General features: G+C 67.1%; 15 protein-coding genes. 13 read left to right on the top strand and 2 right to left on the bottom strand.

Translation table 11 applies throughout. From position 1 onward, the window contains the following. Nucleotides 1-194: 194 nt before the first annotated feature. Nucleotides 195-1,085 carry an ABC transporter substrate-binding protein gene (locus ACQR1X_RS23145; protein ID WP_316217092.1) on the bottom strand — a complete coding sequence of 297 codons (891 nt, stop codon included), beginning with the start codon at nt 1,083-1,085 and terminating at the stop codon, nt 195-197. A gap of 451 nt (nt 1,086-1,536) precedes the next feature. Between ACQR1X_RS23145 and ACQR1X_RS23140 the strand changes: the two genes are divergently transcribed. The 6 genes from ACQR1X_RS23140 (at nt 1,537) to ACQR1X_RS23115 (ending at nt 8,248) form a co-directional block, all read left to right on the top strand. Continuing rightward, nucleotides 1,537-2,361 carry an ABC transporter permease gene (locus ACQR1X_RS23140; RefSeq protein WP_434845699.1) on the top strand — a complete coding sequence of 275 codons (825 nt, stop codon included), beginning with the start codon at nt 1,537-1,539 and terminating at the stop codon, nt 2,359-2,361. Beyond that, nucleotides 2,361-3,425: an ABC transporter ATP-binding protein gene (locus tag ACQR1X_RS23135; RefSeq protein ID WP_315801988.1), complete on the top strand. Its 1,065-nt coding sequence runs from the start codon at nt 2,361-2,363 to the stop codon at nt 3,423-3,425. The genes ACQR1X_RS23140 and ACQR1X_RS23135 overlap by 1 nt, the downstream gene beginning before the upstream one ends. A 30-nt stretch (nt 3,426-3,455) precedes the next feature. Beyond that, nucleotides 3,456-4,487 (top strand): ABC transporter substrate-binding protein, encoded by a 1,032-nt coding sequence (locus tag ACQR1X_RS23130; RefSeq protein WP_315801989.1) that lies wholly within the window; start codon nt 3,456-3,458, stop codon nt 4,485-4,487. 82 nt (nt 4,488-4,569) lie between these two features. Continuing rightward, the gene (locus tag ACQR1X_RS23125; RefSeq protein WP_315801990.1) at nt 4,570-5,400 is read left to right on the top strand and encodes an ABC transporter permease; all 831 of its coding nucleotides are present in this window, start codon (nt 4,570-4,572) and stop codon (nt 5,398-5,400) included. Between the two features lie 230 nt (nt 5,401-5,630). Further along, entirely contained in the window at nt 5,631-7,241 is a 1,611-nt protein-coding gene (locus tag ACQR1X_RS23120) for an amidohydrolase family protein (RefSeq protein WP_434899642.1), read from the top strand. Next, nucleotides 7,238-8,248: a CobW family GTP-binding protein gene (locus tag ACQR1X_RS23115; RefSeq protein ID WP_434899641.1), complete on the top strand. Its 1,011-nt coding sequence runs from the start codon at nt 7,238-7,240 to the stop codon at nt 8,246-8,248. The genes ACQR1X_RS23120 and ACQR1X_RS23115 overlap by 4 nt, the downstream gene beginning before the upstream one ends. A gap of 93 nt (nt 8,249-8,341) precedes the next feature. Here the strand turns inward: ACQR1X_RS23115 and ACQR1X_RS23110 are convergent, their stop codons facing one another. Next, nucleotides 8,342-9,163, bottom strand: a complete 822-nt coding sequence (locus ACQR1X_RS23110) for an IclR family transcriptional regulator (protein ID WP_434899640.1) — start codon at nt 9,161-9,163, stop codon at nt 8,342-8,344. A gap of 179 nt (nt 9,164-9,342) precedes the next feature. On the opposite strand from ACQR1X_RS23110, the gene ACQR1X_RS23105 reads away from it, so the two are divergent. Genes ACQR1X_RS23105 through ACQR1X_RS23075 form a run of 7 tightly spaced genes read left to right on the top strand, consistent with a single transcriptional unit; the run spans nt 9,343 to nt 15,930 of the window. After that, on the top strand, nt 9,343-10,398 hold the full coding sequence (locus ACQR1X_RS23105) for an ABC transporter ATP-binding protein (protein WP_434899639.1): 1,056 nt from the start codon (nt 9,343-9,345) through the stop codon (nt 10,396-10,398). Next, the gene (locus ACQR1X_RS23100; RefSeq protein WP_434899638.1) at nt 10,395-11,246 is read left to right on the top strand and encodes an ABC transporter permease; all 852 of its coding nucleotides are present in this window, start codon (nt 10,395-10,397) and stop codon (nt 11,244-11,246) included. The genes ACQR1X_RS23105 and ACQR1X_RS23100 overlap by 4 nt, the downstream gene beginning before the upstream one ends. Nucleotides 11,247-11,251: 5 nt before the next feature. Beyond that, the gene (locus ACQR1X_RS23095; RefSeq protein WP_434899637.1) at nt 11,252-12,046 is read left to right on the top strand and encodes an ABC transporter permease; all 795 of its coding nucleotides are present in this window, start codon (nt 11,252-11,254) and stop codon (nt 12,044-12,046) included. A gap of 4 nt (nt 12,047-12,050) precedes the next feature. Continuing rightward, nucleotides 12,051-12,344 (top strand): (2Fe-2S)-binding protein, encoded by a 294-nt coding sequence (locus tag ACQR1X_RS23090; RefSeq protein WP_316236880.1) that lies wholly within the window; start codon nt 12,051-12,053, stop codon nt 12,342-12,344. Continuing rightward, a complete protein-coding gene (locus tag ACQR1X_RS23085; RefSeq protein ID WP_434899636.1) occupies nt 12,337-13,731 on the top strand; it encodes an FAD-dependent oxidoreductase in 1,395 nt (464 codons plus the stop codon). Before ACQR1X_RS23090 ends, ACQR1X_RS23085 begins: the two co-directional genes overlap by 8 nt. After that, entirely contained in the window at nt 13,715-14,887 is a 1,173-nt protein-coding gene (locus ACQR1X_RS23080; protein ID WP_434899635.1) for an NAD(P)/FAD-dependent oxidoreductase, read from the top strand. The genes ACQR1X_RS23085 and ACQR1X_RS23080 overlap by 17 nt, the downstream gene beginning before the upstream one ends. Then, nucleotides 14,884-15,930, top strand: coding sequence for an ABC transporter substrate-binding protein (locus tag ACQR1X_RS23075; RefSeq protein ID WP_434899634.1), 1,047 nt, complete (start codon nt 14,884-14,886; stop codon nt 15,928-15,930). The genes ACQR1X_RS23080 and ACQR1X_RS23075 overlap by 4 nt, the downstream gene beginning before the upstream one ends. Nucleotides 15,931-15,938: the final 8 nt, after the last annotated feature.

The following is a 15,938-nucleotide window of genomic DNA, read 5'->3' as shown; positions in this document are numbered from 1 at the left end:
CTGTCGCTGTGAGGCAAGGTGTCACAGCTGCGGTGCTGCGCTCCCTCCCCCCTTGTGGGGGAGGGTTGGGGAGGGGGGTACCCAGGAAAGACTGTCCCGTGCCCGTGTCGACCCCCACCCCCGACCCCTCCCCGCAAGGGGGAGGGGAGCGCACCGTCTCCGCGGCAGCAGCTTCGCTTTCGAAGCCGCGCCTGTTAGTCCGCCGTCAGGATGTCCGGCTCCTTGAAATTGGCCGGGTCGAGCTGCCACTTCTTCAGGAGCTCCTGGTGGATGCCTTCCTTCTGCACCTCGATCAGGGCGGCGAGCACGGCATCGCGGAATTTCGGCTTGTCCTTGGGCACGGCGATGCCGACCGAATAGGGGATGGTGACGGCGATCGCCTTCTCGAGCTTGTCCGGATAGGCCTTCACCGCCTGGTCGACCGTGTTGACGTCGTTGACATAGGTATCGGCGCGGCCGGCGAGGATGGCCTGGATGCAGTTGGCGTTGTTGTCATAGAGCTGGATCGTCGGCTCGGGCTTGCCGGCTTCCTTGCATTTCGGCGCGAGATCCTGGATCAGCGGCACCTCGACATAGCCGGTGTTCTCGGCCGCGGCCGCGCCGCACATCGACATGTTGATGCCGTTGATGCCCTTCGGATTGCCCTTGGCGACCAGCACGCCGTCGAACACCTTGGAGTAGGTGATGAAGTCGGCGGCCTTGGCGCGCTCCTTGGTGGCGTAGATGTCGGAGATCACGATGTCGGCCTGGCCGCTCGCCAGCGTCGTCAGAAGCGCTGCGAAGGTCACCGGCTTGTAGGTCAGCTTGAAGCCGAGGCAGTCGCCGATGGCCTCGCCCAGATCGATGTCGAAGCCGACATATTTGCTCGGATCCTTCGGGTCGATCGACTCGTAGCCCGGCGTGTGCGGGTTGATGGCATTGACCAGCGTCTTGCCCTTCCAGTCCGGATATTTCTCCTTCAGCGCCGCGCAGCCCGTGGGCGTCGCCGCTTGAGCGTCGATCGGCGCGAGAAGTCCCGCCGCGATGATGGCGCCGAGCGCGGCAAGCCACGCGCGCCGCGCCCCAGTGAATAGCCTCGTCTGCATGTTGCCAGCTCCTTCGAACGATGATGTCGCGCTGGTCCGGCGGTGCATTGGTGCCGTCGCCCCGGTCCAAGCTCGGGGCGAAGCTTAGGTGCGCGCCCGCGCGGCTGACTTGTCCGTGGACGCACAAAATATTGGATCGTGCCGGTGCAAGAATTGAGCACGCATTGCCCAAAACCGCGCCGCTGCGACGGACCGTCGCGCGCGCGGCGAGTGAGCCAGCTCTGTCCTCGAAAATTCCGAAAGTCAAAAGTCCGCCGTGTCGGCGACGCGGCAGAGACGCGGGACGCTAGCGCCAAGATGGCGCTGCCGCCACGTCACCCGTCAGGATCGGCATCGTCTCGCCCATGCGTATGTGCATTGCGATAACCCGCGTCACGGGCTTGGCGGCGGCGGAGCCGCCAACTACGATGCCGCCGCACAACGTGCTCCTTTGTTTGTTGAGGTGTCTGCAATGCTGTTCCGTTTTACGGGACAACCATCACTCGGCCAATTCGCAGTGCGGACACTGATCGTCGTCGCCTACGCCACCATCTTCGCGCCCGTGATCATGATCGTGGTGACCAGCTTCTTCGCGCAGGAGATCGTGAGCTTTCCGCCACCGGCGCTATCGCTGAAATGGTATGCGAACGCGCTGAGCAAGCCGGAATTCCTGCGCGGCCTTATCACCAGCTTCCAGGTCGCGCTGCTCGCGACCGCGATCGGCGTGCCCTTGGGCACTGCGGCGGCGCTCGCCATCGTGCGCGGCGAGTTCCGCGGCCGCCAGGCGCTGAGCTCGTTCCTGCTGGCGCCGCTCGCCGTGCCCGGCGTGGTCGCCGGCTCCGGCCTCTACATGCTCTACGTGCTGGCGGAGGATCTGCTCGACCGCGACATCAAGGCGACCACCGAAGGCCTCGTCGCCGCGCATACCCTGCTCGCGATTCCCTGGACCGTGCGGCTCGTCGTGGCCAGCCTGCAGGGACTCGACCGTGCCGCCGAGGAGGCCGCCGCCAATCTCGGCGCCAGCCCGTTCAAGGTGTTCCGCCGCATCACCCTGCCGATGATGCGCTCCGGCATCGTGGCGGCTGCGATGTTCTCCTTCATCCAGAGTTTCGAGAATCTCGATCTGTCGATGCTGCTGGTCGGGCCCGGACGGATCACACTTCCCGTTGCCATGCTGAACTATCTCGAATTCCGCATCGATCCGACGCTCGCTGCCGTCGCCACCGTGCAGATCGCGCTGGTCGGGCTGCTGATGGTGATCACCGACCGCTTCGTCAAACTGTCGCGGGTGGTGTGATGGCGCAGCTCACATTGGAGAAGCTGACCAAGCGCTTTGGCACGTCGATCGGCGTGGAAGGGCTCGATCTTGCCGTCAATGAGGGCGAACTGGTCGCGCTGCTCGGCCCGTCCGGCTGCGGCAAGACCACGACCTTGCGCATGGTCGCCGGCTTCCTGCCGCCGACCAGTGGCCGCGTGCTGTTCGACCGCGAGGACGTCACGCATCTGCCGGCCTACAAGCGCGCCACCGGCATGGTGTTCCAGTCCTATGCGCTGTTTCCGCACATGAGCGCGGCCGACAATGTCGGCTTCGGCCTGGAGATGCGCGGCCTCGGTACGGCCGAACGCAAGACGAAAATTGCGGAGGCGCTGAAGCTGGTGCGGCTGTCGCATCTCGCCGACCGGCTGCCGCGGCAATTGTCCGGCGGACAGCAGCAGCGCGTGGCGCTGGCGCGCGCGCTGGTGATCAATCCGCGCATCTTCCTGCTCGACGAGCCCCTGTCGAATCTCGATGCCAAGCTGCGCGCCGAGGTGCGGCTCGAGATCCGCGCGCTGCAGCAGCGGCTCGGCCTGACGACCCTGATGGTGACGCATGACCGCGAGGAGGCGCTGACCATGGCCGACCGCCTCGTGGTGATGGAGGGCGGCCGCGTGCGCCAGATCGGCACGCCGCAGGAGCTCTACGACTCGCCGAAGGATGCGTTCGTGGCGGACTTCGTCGGCCGCTGCAACATCGTGGCGGGCCGGCGTGCGAATGAGCGCCAGTTCCGCACCAGCGGCGGCCTGCTGCTGCCGGTCGATGTCAGCAGCGGCGAGCGCGACAATGCCGACGCCTTCGCGCTGCGTCCGGAACGGATTGTCATCGCGCCCGGCGAGTCCGGCGAGGTGCGCGGCCGCCTGCAGGCGATCACCTATATGGGCGCGCAGACCGAATATGTGGTGGCACTCGGTGATGAGACGCTGGTCGCGATCAGCCCGACGCCCGACGCCGGCGAGCCGCTGGCGGCGCTCAGGCCCGATGATCCGGTGTCGCTGCAATGGGACCGCAAGGTCCCGCGTCTCGTGCCTCAGACATCTTCGTAACGCATCCCATCCACAGCGAGAGGTTCTGCCATGATTTCGCGACGTCATTTTCTCTCCGCCAGCGCCGGCATGGCCGCGCTGGCCTCCGGTATGCCGACCGCCCGCGCCGAAGGCGGACAGGTCGTGGTCGGCACCTGGGGCGGCGACTACGGCCAGTTGCTCTCTGACATCATCGACAAGCCGATCATGACGCCGAAGGGCTTCGAGATCGTGCAGGACGTCGCCAACGCCGATCCGCGCAAGACCAAGCTGCTGGCCGAGCGGCAGAGCCGGCGCGGCTCGATGGACGTCGCCTGCCTGTCCGACAACGACGCCTACATCGTGTCGCAGTCCGACGTGTTCGAGAAGGTCGATGCCGCCCAGGTGAAGCGGCTCGACAAGGTGTTCCCGGAGCTTCGAAGCGAGATCGCGATTCCGCATATCTATTCGGCGCAGGTGATCCTCTACAACACCAACCAGGTGAAGACGCCGCCGCAATCCTTCGCCGATCTCTGGGATCCGAAATGGCGCGGCAAGATCGGTCTCGCCGACATCCTCTATCCCAACAACACGCTGGCGGCGGCGCTGGCCGGCGGCGGCGGAGTCAGCAATCTCGATCCGGCCGAGAAGAAGCTGATGGAATGGCGCTCGCTCGACGTAAAGATCTATCCGTCGAACGAGGCGCTGGCGGCAGCGCTGAAGTCGGAGGAGGTATGGCTGACCACGATGTGGCTCGCCCGTGGCTTCATGTGGAAGAAGTCCGGCATTCCGCTCGCCCATGTCGTGCCGAAGGAGGGCACGCCGGCCATCGTGTTCCAGGCCTCGGTGCCGAAGAACGCCAAGAACAAGGCCGGCGGCTTCGCCTATCTCGACGCGATGCTGGATGCCAAGGCGCAGGGTGGCTTCGCGGACAAGATGGGCTACGTCCCGACCGTCACCGACGCGCCTTTGCCGGAGGATCTCGCGAAGCAGGTCAGCCTCACCGAGGCCGAGCGCGCGCGGCTGCTGAAGCCGGACTACGCCTATGCCGCCGGGCGCTCGCAGCGCACGCTCGACTTCTGGAACAAGGAGTTCAAGGCGTAGGCCTTGGATGATGCGCTCCCTGCGGCCTCGCCGCAGGGGCCGCGGCTGAACAGCCGACACCTTCGCAATCGGAGCTCGCGCGATGGCGCTGCTGGTCGTCCCTGCCTGTCTCCTGGTCCTGGCGCTGCTGGTAGGGCCGATGATCCTGATGTTCCGGATATCGCTCAACCAGTTCAGCCCGACCCAGTTGATGATGCAGGCGCTGTCGCCGGACAACTACATCAAGGCCGCGACCGATCCATATTATCAGCAGATCATCCTCGCGACGCTCGGCATCGCACTGCTGTGCACTCTGCTCACGCTGATTCTCGCCTTCCCGGCGGCCTATTGGCTCGGCCGCATGGAGAGCCGCTGGAAGAGCCTGGTCGTGATCGCGACCCTGTTCCCGCTGCTGGTCGGCAACGTCGTGCGCTCGGCGGGCTGGATGGCGCTGTTCGCACGCGACGGCCTCGTCAACACCAGCCTGCTGAAGCTCGGCCTGATCTCGACGCCGCTGGAGATCATGTACACGACCAAGGCGGTGATCATCGGCATCATCGCGGTGGTGCTGCCCTACATGATCCTGACGCTGTCGGCGGTGATCGAGAGCATTCCGCGCGATCTCGAATATGCCGCCGCCAATCTCGGCGCCTCCGGCGCGCGGGTGTTCTGGCGGGTCATCCTGCCGCTGTCCGGCCCCGGCGTCGCCGCCGGCTCGATTCTGGTGTTCGTTTTGTGCATGAACACCTATGCAACGGCGGTGCTTCTCGGCGGCCCGCGATTCAAGATGATGGCGCCTGCGGTGTATGACCAGTTCGTGCGCGGCAACAACTGGCCGATGGGCGCCGCACTCGCCTTCATGCTGCTGGCGGTGACCATGGCGTTCACGGTGTTCGGCAGCGTGGCATTCGCGCGGCGGTACAGGACGGGATAGGCGTGGAATGTGTGGCGCGAGAACTTCATCGCGCGCGCGGTGTAACCTCGCCCCGCTTGCGGGGAGAGGTCGGATGGCATCGTCAGATGCCATCCGGGTGAGGGGGTACAGGTCTCACCACAAACACCACCCGTGCGTCTGCCCCTCACCCCAACCCTCTCCCCGTAAGAACGGGGAGAGGGAACGCACTGTGCGCTTGGTTTACTAATTGGATCAAAGGAATTGTCGCTATGACCGACCAAGCCACGACACTGCCCGGCGATGAGCTCGCCTTCATCAGGAACAAGGGCGCCGCGCCGATCGTGCCGAAGGCAACGAGCCGCGATCGCGGCATCGGGCCGTTCAAGCGGCTGGCGCTGCGCAGCGCCACCGTGATCGACGGCACCGGCGCGCCGCCGATCGGGCCGGTCGACATCATCGTCGAGAACGGCCGGATCGTCAGCATCAAGAAGGTCGTGGGCTACGGCTATGCCGGCAACGCCGGCGAGCCGGCCGATCACGAGATCGACTGCCGCGGCAAATGGGTGACGCCGGGCTTCGTCGACTGCCACGCCCATGCCGGCGTCGCCTATCATTCCGCCAACGGCTGGGTGCCGCCGGTCGACTACGTCTACAAGCTCTGGCTGGCGCACGGCGTCACCACGGTGCGCGAGATGGGCTCGATGAACGGCCTGTCCTGGATGCTCGACCAGAAGCAGCGCGCGGAGAACAACGGCATCGCCTCGCCGCGGCTGCTGGCCTATGCGTACTTTCCGGCCGTCAACGACATGGTCAAGACGATCTATACGCCGGAGCAGGGGCGGAGCTGGCTGCGTGCCGTCAAGGAGCGCGGCGCCGACGGCATCAAGTTCTTCGGCGCGCCGCCTGCGATCATGGAAGCCGCGCTCGACGAGTGCAAAAAGATCGGCCTGCGCACCGGCTGCCACCACGCCCAGATGGCGGTGTCGCGCATGAACGCGCTGACCACGGCCAAATGGGGCCTCACCAGCGCCGAGCATTACTACGGCCTGCCGGAGGCGCTGTTCGAGGATCGCGTCATCCAGAACTTCCCGCTCGATTACAACTACACCGACGAATATTTCCGCTTCTCGGTGTCCGGACAGATGTTCCGGCAGGGCGCCGAGCCCGGCTCGGCCAAGTGGAACGAGGTGCTGGAGCAGTTCCTGGAGATCGGCTTCACCTTCGTGCCGACGTTCACGATCTACGACGCCAACCGCGACCTGATGCGGGCGCGCCAGGCGTATTGGCACAAGGAGTATACCTGGAAGTCGATGTGGGACTACTTCACTCCGCAGCGCGGCGGCCACGGCTCGTACTGGTATCGCTGGTCGACCCAGAACGAGATCGAGTGGAAGGAGAACTACCGGCTCTGGATGGCGTTCATCAACGAATACAAGAACCGCGGCGGCCGCGTCTGCACCGGCTCGGATTCCGGCTTCATCTACCAGATCTTCGGCTTCGGCTATGTCCGCGAGCTCGAGCTGCTGCAGGAGGCCGGCTTCCATCCGCTGGAGGTGATCCGCTCGGCGACGTCGCAGGGTGCTGCGCTGTGCGGCCTGGAGAATGAGATCGGCACGGTCGACGTCGGCATGCGCGCCGACCTGCTGGTGCACGACCACAATCCGCTGACCGACTTCAAGCTGCTCTACGGCACCGGCGCGATGCGCTTCAACGATGCGACCAACGCGGTCGAGTGGCATCGCGGCCTCAAATTCACGATCAAGGACGGCATTATCTACGACACCGAAGAGTTGCTCGCCGACGTCCGCGATCTGGTGAAGGCGAGCTGGGAAAGCGACGTGCCGGAGAAGTACGCCACCAAGGACGCCGCGGCGCCATGAGCGCCTCTAGCATCGACTTCTTCGTCCTGACCGGCTTCCTCGGCTCCGGCAAGACGTCGCTGCTGCGCGACGTGCTCACCGCGGAGACGGCGTCGGATACGGCCGTGATCGTCAACGAGGCCGGCGAGGTCGGGCTCGACGGCGTGCTGCTGCGCGAGAGCGGCGACGACGTGCCGATGGCGATGCTGTCGAACGGCTGCGTGTGCTGTCAGGTCGGCAGCGATCTCGCCTTCACCATCGATCGCCTGATCATGGCGCCGCGGCCGGATGGGCTGCCGCCGTTGCGGCGGATCATCCTGGAGACCTCGGGCCTGTCAATGCCCGGCCCGGTGCTGCGCCAGCTCGCGACGCTCGCCGAGCACCGTATGCGCGTCGCCGTCGTCGTGACCTACGATCTCACACGCGGGCTCGGCGTCGCGACATTCGAGGAAGCTGCCGCGCAATGGGCGGCGGCGCATCGCATCGTCGCGACCAAGGCCGATCTCGCGCTTGACGCGCTTGCCGGAGCGCAGGTTGCGATCGCGCAGCTCAATCCCGTGGCCGAGGCGATTGCCAGCGCAAATCGCGTGGCCATCGTGACGGCCGCATTCGCGCCGCTGGCAACATCGCTGCCGCTGCGCGAGGTCGCGCCCGATCTGTCCGCCGCGCATCCGCGTCTCGCGCTCTGCCTCGTCCGCCCGCCGGCTGAGATTGCCTATGCCGACCTCGCCGGCTGGCTCGACAATGTCGCGGGCCGGCTCGGCGAGCGGCTGCTGCGCATCAAGGGCCTCGTGAAGGTTCACGAGGCGCCGCGGCCGCTGCTGGTGGAAAGCGTCGGGACGGTGTTCTCGCCGCCGCGGCAATTGACGGCCGAGAAACCGCCGGCGCCGTTCATCGTCGTGATCGCGCGCGACATCGTCCGAGTTGAGCTCGAACAGGTCGAGCCAATAGGCATGTTCAGCTTCTCTTGGCGCGAGCCCGAGAGCAGGGACGCGCCGCGTGGCATTCGCGCCGAGTGGGTGACATAACGGTTCGAACACGCGCGGCGAGATATTGACTCTCATGGTGAGGAGCGCCGCGCGCGGCGCTTCTCGAACCATGAGGCCTCGACCGTCGCGTGCTCAGCTTCCCCCGATCGTGCTCAAACTGCGCGACGGATAGCGCAAGGCGACATCGAACGGGTTGAGCTTGCCGGCCAGCGCCTTCGCCTCGCCTTGCAGGATCTTCACGACATGCGGCAGCCGGTCGGCGTTCAGCCGCTCCGCCAGCGTGCCGACACTGAGCGCCGCGACGGCGCGGCCCTGCGCGTCGAGCACGGGCACGCCGACGCCGGCCATGCCGGGAATGAGACCGGTGCTGGTGTTGACCCATCCTTGGGCGCGGGCCTGTGCCAGCGCGCTGCGCAGCGAGGCCTCGTCCAGGAAACCGCGATCGAGCAGGCGCGGGATGTTGAAGCGGATCACCGCCTCCTGCTCGTCCTCGGGCAGGTTGGCGAGAATCGCGAGGCTGCCCTGGCCCAGCCCGAGCGGCACCTTGCCGCCGATGTCGCCGGTGAAGGAGCGGATCGGAAACGGTCCTTCGACGCGGTCGAGGCAGACCGCGTCAAAGCCGTTGCGCACCAGCAGGAAGATCGTGTCGCTCAAGGTTGCCGACAGCCGCAGCAGCGCCGGCCGCGCCGCCTCGCGTAGGCCGCTGGCCTGGCCCGCGCGTGCGGCGAGCACGTAGAAGTCGAGCGCCAGGCGATAGCGCTTGCCGGCCGCCTGTTCGGCGAAACCTTCGGCGGCGAGATCCTGCAGCATGCGATGCGCGGTCGGCTGGCTGCAGCCCGCGGCCTCCGCGATGTCCTTCAGCCGCAACCCGTCGGGGTCGCCCTCGGCGAGGATGCGCAGCAGCTTCAGGGCCCGGCGAAGGCTGGAGGACGAATCGCTGTCGGCTGTCGTCATCTGAAGTGATGAATGTTGGAGGCAAATCTGTCGTATAGATTTCATATATTAGAATTCCAGATAGATAAATTCAGGATATCGGAATTCATGATTGACCGTCTGCATGGCCCGCCGGCATGAAAGAGCCCCAGGGCGGCAATCCCTGCTGATGGCGAAGGGAGCTTCCCGCGCGAGGACGCATGGGTTTCCTGACGCTGGACGGTCTCACCAGGCGCTACGGCGATATCGCTGCGGTCAGCGATGTCAGCCTCAGCGTCGCCAAGGGCGAGTTCATCTCGCTGCTCGGCCCCTCCGGCTGCGGCAAGACCACGACGCTCCAGATGATCGCCGGCCTGGTCGAGCCGACCTCGGGCCGGATCACGCTCGACGGTCGCGACATCACCAATGAGAAGCCGGACCGCCGCGGCCTCGGCATCGTGTTCCAGAGCTACGCGCTGTTTCCGCACATGACGGTGGCGCAGAACGTCTCTTTCGGATTGGAGATGCGCAAGGTCGCCAGGGCCGAGCGCGACGTGCGCGTGAGCCAGGTGCTGGCGCTGGTGCAGCTCGCATCGCTCGCCGACCGCTATCCGCGCCAGCTCTCCGGCGGCCAGCGTCAGCGCGTCGCGGTGGCGCGCGCGCTCGTCATCGATCCGCCGGTGCTGCTGCTCGACGAGCCCTTGTCGAACCTCGACGCCAAGCTGCGCGAGGAGATGCAGTTCGAGCTGCGCGGCATCCAGCAGCGCGTCGGCACCACCACGATCATGGTGACCCATGACCAGGGCGAGGCGCTGTCGATGAGCGACCGCGTCGTGGTGATGGAGCAGGGCCGCATCATGCAAGTCGATGCGCCCTATCGATTGTACGAACGTCCCGCGACACCCTTCATCTCCTCGTTCGTCGGCAAGATGAACCGGCTGTCCGGCATCTGGCGCGATGGTGGCGTCGAGATCGGCGGGCGCGTGCTGCCGTGCGAGGCTGCGGGTCTCGCCGACGGCGCAGCCGCCATGCTGGCGATCCGGCCGGAGAAGATCAGTCTCACCTCGCCTGGCGCCGGCGTGCTCGACGGTCGCATCCAGGCGCGGTTCTTCCTCGGCAGCACCTGGTTCTTCACCGTGGAGACGCCGGCCGGATTGATCGGCGTCTCCCTGCCCAATGCCGGCGAGGAGCCGGCGCGTGAGGGCGATCAGGTCGGCCTCGCCTGGAGCAGCGCCGCTGCGCGCGCGTCGAAGCCTGACGGAGCGCCACCGGCATGAGCACCCGCGCGACGACACCATGGCTGCTGGCGGCGCCGGGCGCGCTGCTGTTCACCGCGTTGGTGGTCGTGCCGCTCGTGCTGACACTGGCGCTGTCGTTCCACGTCTATGACGCCGCGACCGGCGTCAAGGACGAGACCACGCTGGCGCACTACGCGGCGATCCTGTCCGACAGCTACTTCCTCAATATCTTCTGGCGCACGCTGCGGCTCGCCGCGCTCACGACCTTGATCTGCGCAATGATCGGCGCGCCCGAGGCCTACATCCTGGCGCGCATGCGCGAGCCCTGGCGCTCGGTGTTCCTGCTCGCGATCATCGGCCCGCTGCTGGTCTCGGTCGTGGTGCGCGCCTTCGGCTGGAGCATGCTGCTCGGTCCCACCGGGCTGGTGAACGAGGCGTTCCGCGCGCTCGGTCTCGGCACCGTGAGGATCCTCTACACCGAGACCGCGATCGTCATCGCGCTGGTGCATGTGATGCTGCCGTTCATGGTCATCCCGGTCTGGACCTCGCTGCAGAAGCTCGATCCGATGGTCGAGGCCGCGGCCTGGACGCTCGGTGCCTCGCGCTTCACGGCGCTGCGCCGCGTGGTGCTGCCGCAGGTGACGATGGGGCTGCTGTCGGGCAGCCTGGTCGTGTTCGGCCTGTCCGCGTCGGCTTTCGCGATTCCCGCGCTGCTCGGCGGACGCCGGCTGAAGATGGCGGCCACGCTGGTGTACGACGAATACATGCACGAGCTGAACTGGCCGCTCGGCGCGGCCATCGCGATCCTGGTGCTGGTCATCAACCTCGTCATCATGCTGGCCTATCAGCGCGCCGTCGAAGCGCGCGCGAAACGGATGTTGGGGTGAGCGGCATGCGCCACAACGGTCCGATCGCCCTGGTCTTTCATGCGCTCGTCGTCGGCTTCGTGCTGGCGCCGCTGATCGTGATCGGCCTCGTCGCGTTCACGCCGGCCAACACCCTGACCTTGCCGACGACGCAGGTCTCGCTGCGCTGGTTCGCGGCCGTGTTCGCGCATCCGGATTTCGTCGCCTCCTTTTTGAACAGCCTGTGGGTGGCGGCGACAGCCGCGACGATCGCGGTCGTGCTCGCGGTCGCCGCCGGCCTCGCGCTCGATCGCTACGATTTCCGCGGCCGCGCGGCGCTCAACGCGTTGTTCCTGTCGCCTTTGATGATCCCGCATCTCGTGCTTGGCGTCGCGCTGCTCCGGCTGTTCGCGCTGATCGGCGCCACCGGCAGCCTGGTCTGGCTGACGGCCGGCCACATCGTCGTGGTCACGCCCTATGTGCTCCGGCTGGTGCTGGCGGCACTGTCGGGCCTCGACCGCAGCGCCGAGCAGGCGGCGGTCACGCTCGGCGCCTCCGGCTGGATCGTGTTCCGCAGGATCACCGTGCCGATGATCCTGCCTGGCATCACCGGCGGCTGGCTGCTTGCCTTCATCAACTCCTTCGACGAGCTCACGATGTCGATCTTCATCACCTCGCCCGCCACCGTCACCCTGCCGGTGCGCATGTACATGTACGCGACCGAATCGATCGATCCGATGATGGCCGCGGTGTCGGCGCTGATGATCGCGGTGACGGCGGCGGCGATGCTGCTGCTCGACCGCATCTTCGGTCTCGACAAGATCCTCGTCGGACAGGGCTGACACCATGCCGCTGCTGCATCGCCTCGTCCGCAACGACAGCGCCGTCATCTCCTTCACGATCGATGGCGTGCCCTGCGACGGCCGCGCCGGCGACACCGTGCTGACGGCGGTACTCTGTCATGTCGAACGGCTGCGCCACAGCGAGTTTTCCGCCGCGCCGCGGGCCGGCTTCTGCCAGATGGGCGCCTGCCAGGATTGCTGGGTGCAGCTCGCGAGCGGCGAGCGGCTGCGCGCCTGCACGACGGAACTCGCCGCGGGCATGCACATCGTCACGCAGCGGGGACGCAGCCATGGCTGAGCGCGCGCCGCCCCTGATCGTCGGCGCCGGCCCGGCCGGCATCCGCGCCGCGACGACATTGGTCGCCGCCGGCCTGCGGCCGGTCGTGATCGACGAAGGCCACGCCTGCGGCGGCCAGATCTATCGCCAGCCGCTCTGTCCTGATGGTCGGGATGCCACCGCGCGCTACGGCTCGGAGGCGGCGAAGGCCGTGCGACTGCATCGCGATTTCGCGGCGCTCGGCCCTGCGATCGACTACCGGCCGAATGCGCTGCTATGGAATCTGCGCGACGGCGCGGCCGACATTCTCCGCGACGGCATCAGCCATCGCATCAGTTATGATGGACTGATCCTCGCGACCGGCGCCGCCGATCGCGTGCTGCCGATCCCCGGCTGGACCTTGCCCGGCGTGTTCACGCTCGGCGGCGCGCAGGTCGCGCTGAAGGCGCAGGGCTGCGCGATCGGCCGGCGCGTGGTGTTCGCCGGCTCCGGCCCGCTGCTCTATCTGGTGGCGTGGCAGTACATGAAGGCCGGTGTCGACGTCGCCGCCGTGCTCGACGTGGCGCCGTTGTCGGCGAAGCTCAATCTGCTGCGCGCGCTGCCGCTGGCCCCCGGCATCGTGCTGCGTGGGGTGCGCATGGCCGCGGAATTGACGCTGCGCGGCACGCGCGTGCGGTTCGGCGTGTCCCGGGTGCGGATCGAGGGCGAGGGCAGGGTGGCCTGCATCGCCTTTCACGCCGGCGGGCGGGAGCACGCGATCGCCTGCGACGGCGTCGGCTACGGCCTCAATCTGCGCTCGGAAACCCAGGCGGCCGATCTCGCCGGCTGCGCCTTCCGCTTTGATGCGCGCGACCGGGCGCATCTGCCGGTGCGCGACGCCAGTGGCCGCAGCAGCGTCGCGGGCGTGTACCTTGCCGGCGACGGCGCCCGCATCGCCGGGGCTGATGCCGCCGAAGCCGCCGGCGAGCGCGTTGCGCTCGCATTGCTGGAGGATCGCGGCCTGCCGCATGATGCCGGGCGGGTTGCCGCGCTCGAGCGCAGGCTTGCGACGATCGATCGCCTGCGCGACGGGCTGGAGGCCGCGTTTCCCTATCCGTCGCATTGGGTAGGCGACATCGCCGATGACACGCTGCTGTGCCGCTGCGAGGAGATCGATGCCGGCGAGGCGCGGCGCGCGATCAGCGATTTCTCGCTGACCGAGATCAATCGCCTGAAGGCGGTGACGCGCATCGGCATGGGCCGCTGCCAGGGCCGGATGTGCGGCGCGGCCGCCGCGGAGCTGTTGGCTGGGCAGACGCGCCGCGACATCGACGCTGTCGGCCGGCTGCGCGCGCAGGCGCCGATCAAGCCGATCCCGCTGGCGGCCGGCCTGTCGGTCGACGAGAGGCAGCATGACCCGGCGCATTGACAGCGATGTCGCGATCATCGGCGGCGGGCTGGTCGGCAGCTCCGCCGCGCTCGCCTTGCGCGGCATGGGCCTCTCCGTCACGCTGCTCGACAAGGGTTTTTGTGGCGCGCAGGCGAGCGGCGTGAACTACGGCGGCGTGCGCCGGCAGGGACGCCCGTTCGAGCAACTGCCGCTGTCGCAGCGATCCCACGCGATCTGGCCGCGGCTCGAGGCGCTGATCGGCATCGACGGCGAGTTCGTGCGCTCCGGCCATCTCAAGCTCGCGCGCTGCGCTGAGGACATGGCGAGCCTGGAACGCTACGCCGCCGATGTCGCCCCGTTCGGACTCGGTCTCGAGCTGGTTGGTCATAACCAGCTACGCGAGCGCTTCGGCATCAGCGGCGACGTCGTCGGCGGCTCGTTCTGTCCCGGCGACGGCCACGCCAATCCGCGGCTGGTCGCCACCGCCTTCGCCGCAGCGGCGCGTCGCGCCGGTGCCGAGGTGCTGGAGACCACGGAGGTCACGGGCGCCACCAGGACGTTCGAGGGGTTTGCGCTGGAAGCCGGCGACGTCGCCATCAAGGCGCGCACCGTCGTCAACAGCGCCGGCGCATGGGCCGACGGCTTTGCCGCCGCATTCGGCGAGCCGGTGCCGCTGGAGCGCACCTATCCCTCGATGATCGTGACCGAGCCGCTCGATCCGTTTCTCGGCGTCAACATCGGCATCGAGGGCGGCGGCATCTACGCGCGGCAGGTTGCCCGCGGCAACGTCGTCGTCGGCGGCGAGCGCGCTGCGCCGCTCGCCGACTCCGATTTTTCGCGTCCCCGCAGCGACGGCGTGCTCGCCATCATGCAGCGGGCGAGCGGGCTGTTCGGTCCACTGCGCCACGCCCAGGCGATCCGGTTCTGGAGCGGCACCGAGGCAACGATGCCCGACCGCAATCCGGTGATCGGGCCGAGCGCGACGACGCCGGGCCTGATCCACGCCTTCGGCTTCTCCGGCGCCGGTTTCCAGATCGCGCCGGGTGTCGGCGAGGTCCTGGCCGAGCTGGTGCGCGACGGCGAGACCTCGACGCCGATCGGCGCCTTCGCGATCACACGTTTCCCACCCGCATCGCAGCCGGGCGATGCATCTCAAGCAGCAATGACGACAGGATCGAAGGAGACCTCGCCATGATCGATGCTCGCGCCGCGCTCGGCCCAGCCCTCGCGCTGATGCTCGCCACATCAGCCGCGCATGCTGAAACCAAGACGCTCTATGTCGGCATGAACGGCGGCAATTTCGAGCGCACCTATACGCAGGCCGTGTTTCCGGACTTCGAGAAGGCGAACGACGTCAAGATCGTCGTGGTGCCCGGCACCTCCTCGGAGATTCTCGCCAAGGCGATTGCGGCCAAGGACAAGCCGCAGATGCATGTGATGTTTCTCGACGACGGCGTGATGATCCGCGCCGCCGGCCTCGGCCTGTGCGAAAAGCTGAAGCCGAGCGACGGCCTGGCGCAGCTCGAGCCGTTCGCACGGCTCAAGGACGACATCGCCGCCGGCATCGACATCGGCATGACAGGCTTAGCCTACAACAAGAAGCTGTTCGACGAGCAAGGCTGGGCGGCGCCGAGCTCGTGGCTCGATCTCGCCGATCCGAAATTCAAGGACAAGGTCGTGTTCCAGTCGGCCTCGGTCTCGACCTTCGGCCTGCACGCCTTCCTGATGTTCAACCGCATCAACGGCGGCAGCGAGGCCAATGTCGAGCCGGGCTTCAAGGCGTTCGCCGATTCGATCGGCAAGAACGTGCTCGAATACATCCCGAACTCGGCCAAGATCTCCGAGATGGCGCAGACCGGCGAAGCGGCGATCTTCCCGCTGACGCCGACCGCGGTATCGACCTTGAAGGAGAAGGGCATCGCGGTCGAGTATGCGCAGCCGAAGGAGGGCTCGGTCGTGCTGATGGTCGCCGAATGCGTCATCGCCAACAACTCCGAAGCCGAGCTGGCACAGAAGCTGGCGGCTTATTTGTTGTCACCGGAGGCACAATCCAAGGCGCTGGCGGCCGGCAACATCGTGCCGTCCAACACGACCGCGAAGGCGACCACCCCGGCAGCCGAGCAGAAGCTCGCGACGTTTCATACCTACATGAAGAGCGCGATCACGCTCGACTGGGACGTCATCAACGCCAAGCGCCCCGAATGGAATACGCGATGGAACAGGATGATCGAGCGGTAAGCCGCGTT

Origin of the sequence: Bradyrhizobium sp. HKCCYLRH3073 (assembly GCF_051167995.1) — a bacterium.
GTDB lineage: Bacteria > Pseudomonadota > Alphaproteobacteria > Rhizobiales > Xanthobacteraceae > Bradyrhizobium.
This window is presented reverse-complemented; position numbering and strand designations above follow the sequence as displayed.

Coding starts and splice junctions, on each gene's coding strand:
- ACQR1X_RS23145 (WP_316217092.1), bottom strand. CDS start 1,085: ATGCAGACGAGGCTATTCACTGGGGCGCGGCGCGCGTGGCTTGCCGCG.
- ACQR1X_RS23140 (WP_434845699.1), top strand. CDS start 1,537: ATGCTGTTCCGTTTTACGGGACAACCATCACTCGGCCAATTCGCAGTG.
- ACQR1X_RS23135 (WP_315801988.1), top strand. CDS start 2,361: ATGGCGCAGCTCACATTGGAGAAGCTGACCAAGCGCTTTGGCACGTCG.
- ACQR1X_RS23130 (WP_315801989.1), top strand. CDS start 3,456: ATGATTTCGCGACGTCATTTTCTCTCCGCCAGCGCCGGCATGGCCGCG.
- ACQR1X_RS23125 (WP_315801990.1), top strand. CDS start 4,570: ATGGCGCTGCTGGTCGTCCCTGCCTGTCTCCTGGTCCTGGCGCTGCTG.
- ACQR1X_RS23120 (WP_434899642.1), top strand. CDS start 5,631: ATGACCGACCAAGCCACGACACTGCCCGGCGATGAGCTCGCCTTCATC.
- ACQR1X_RS23115 (WP_434899641.1), top strand. CDS start 7,238: ATGAGCGCCTCTAGCATCGACTTCTTCGTCCTGACCGGCTTCCTCGGC.
- ACQR1X_RS23110 (WP_434899640.1), bottom strand. CDS start 9,163: ATGACGACAGCCGACAGCGATTCGTCCTCCAGCCTTCGCCGGGCCCTG.
- ACQR1X_RS23105 (WP_434899639.1), top strand. CDS start 9,343: ATGGGTTTCCTGACGCTGGACGGTCTCACCAGGCGCTACGGCGATATC.
- ACQR1X_RS23100 (WP_434899638.1), top strand. CDS start 10,395: ATGAGCACCCGCGCGACGACACCATGGCTGCTGGCGGCGCCGGGCGCG.
- ACQR1X_RS23095 (WP_434899637.1), top strand. CDS start 11,252: ATGCGCCACAACGGTCCGATCGCCCTGGTCTTTCATGCGCTCGTCGTC.
- ACQR1X_RS23090 (WP_316236880.1), top strand. CDS start 12,051: ATGCCGCTGCTGCATCGCCTCGTCCGCAACGACAGCGCCGTCATCTCC.
- ACQR1X_RS23085 (WP_434899636.1), top strand. CDS start 12,337: ATGGCTGAGCGCGCGCCGCCCCTGATCGTCGGCGCCGGCCCGGCCGGC.
- ACQR1X_RS23080 (WP_434899635.1), top strand. CDS start 13,715: ATGACCCGGCGCATTGACAGCGATGTCGCGATCATCGGCGGCGGGCTG.
- ACQR1X_RS23075 (WP_434899634.1), top strand. CDS start 14,884: ATGATCGATGCTCGCGCCGCGCTCGGCCCAGCCCTCGCGCTGATGCTC.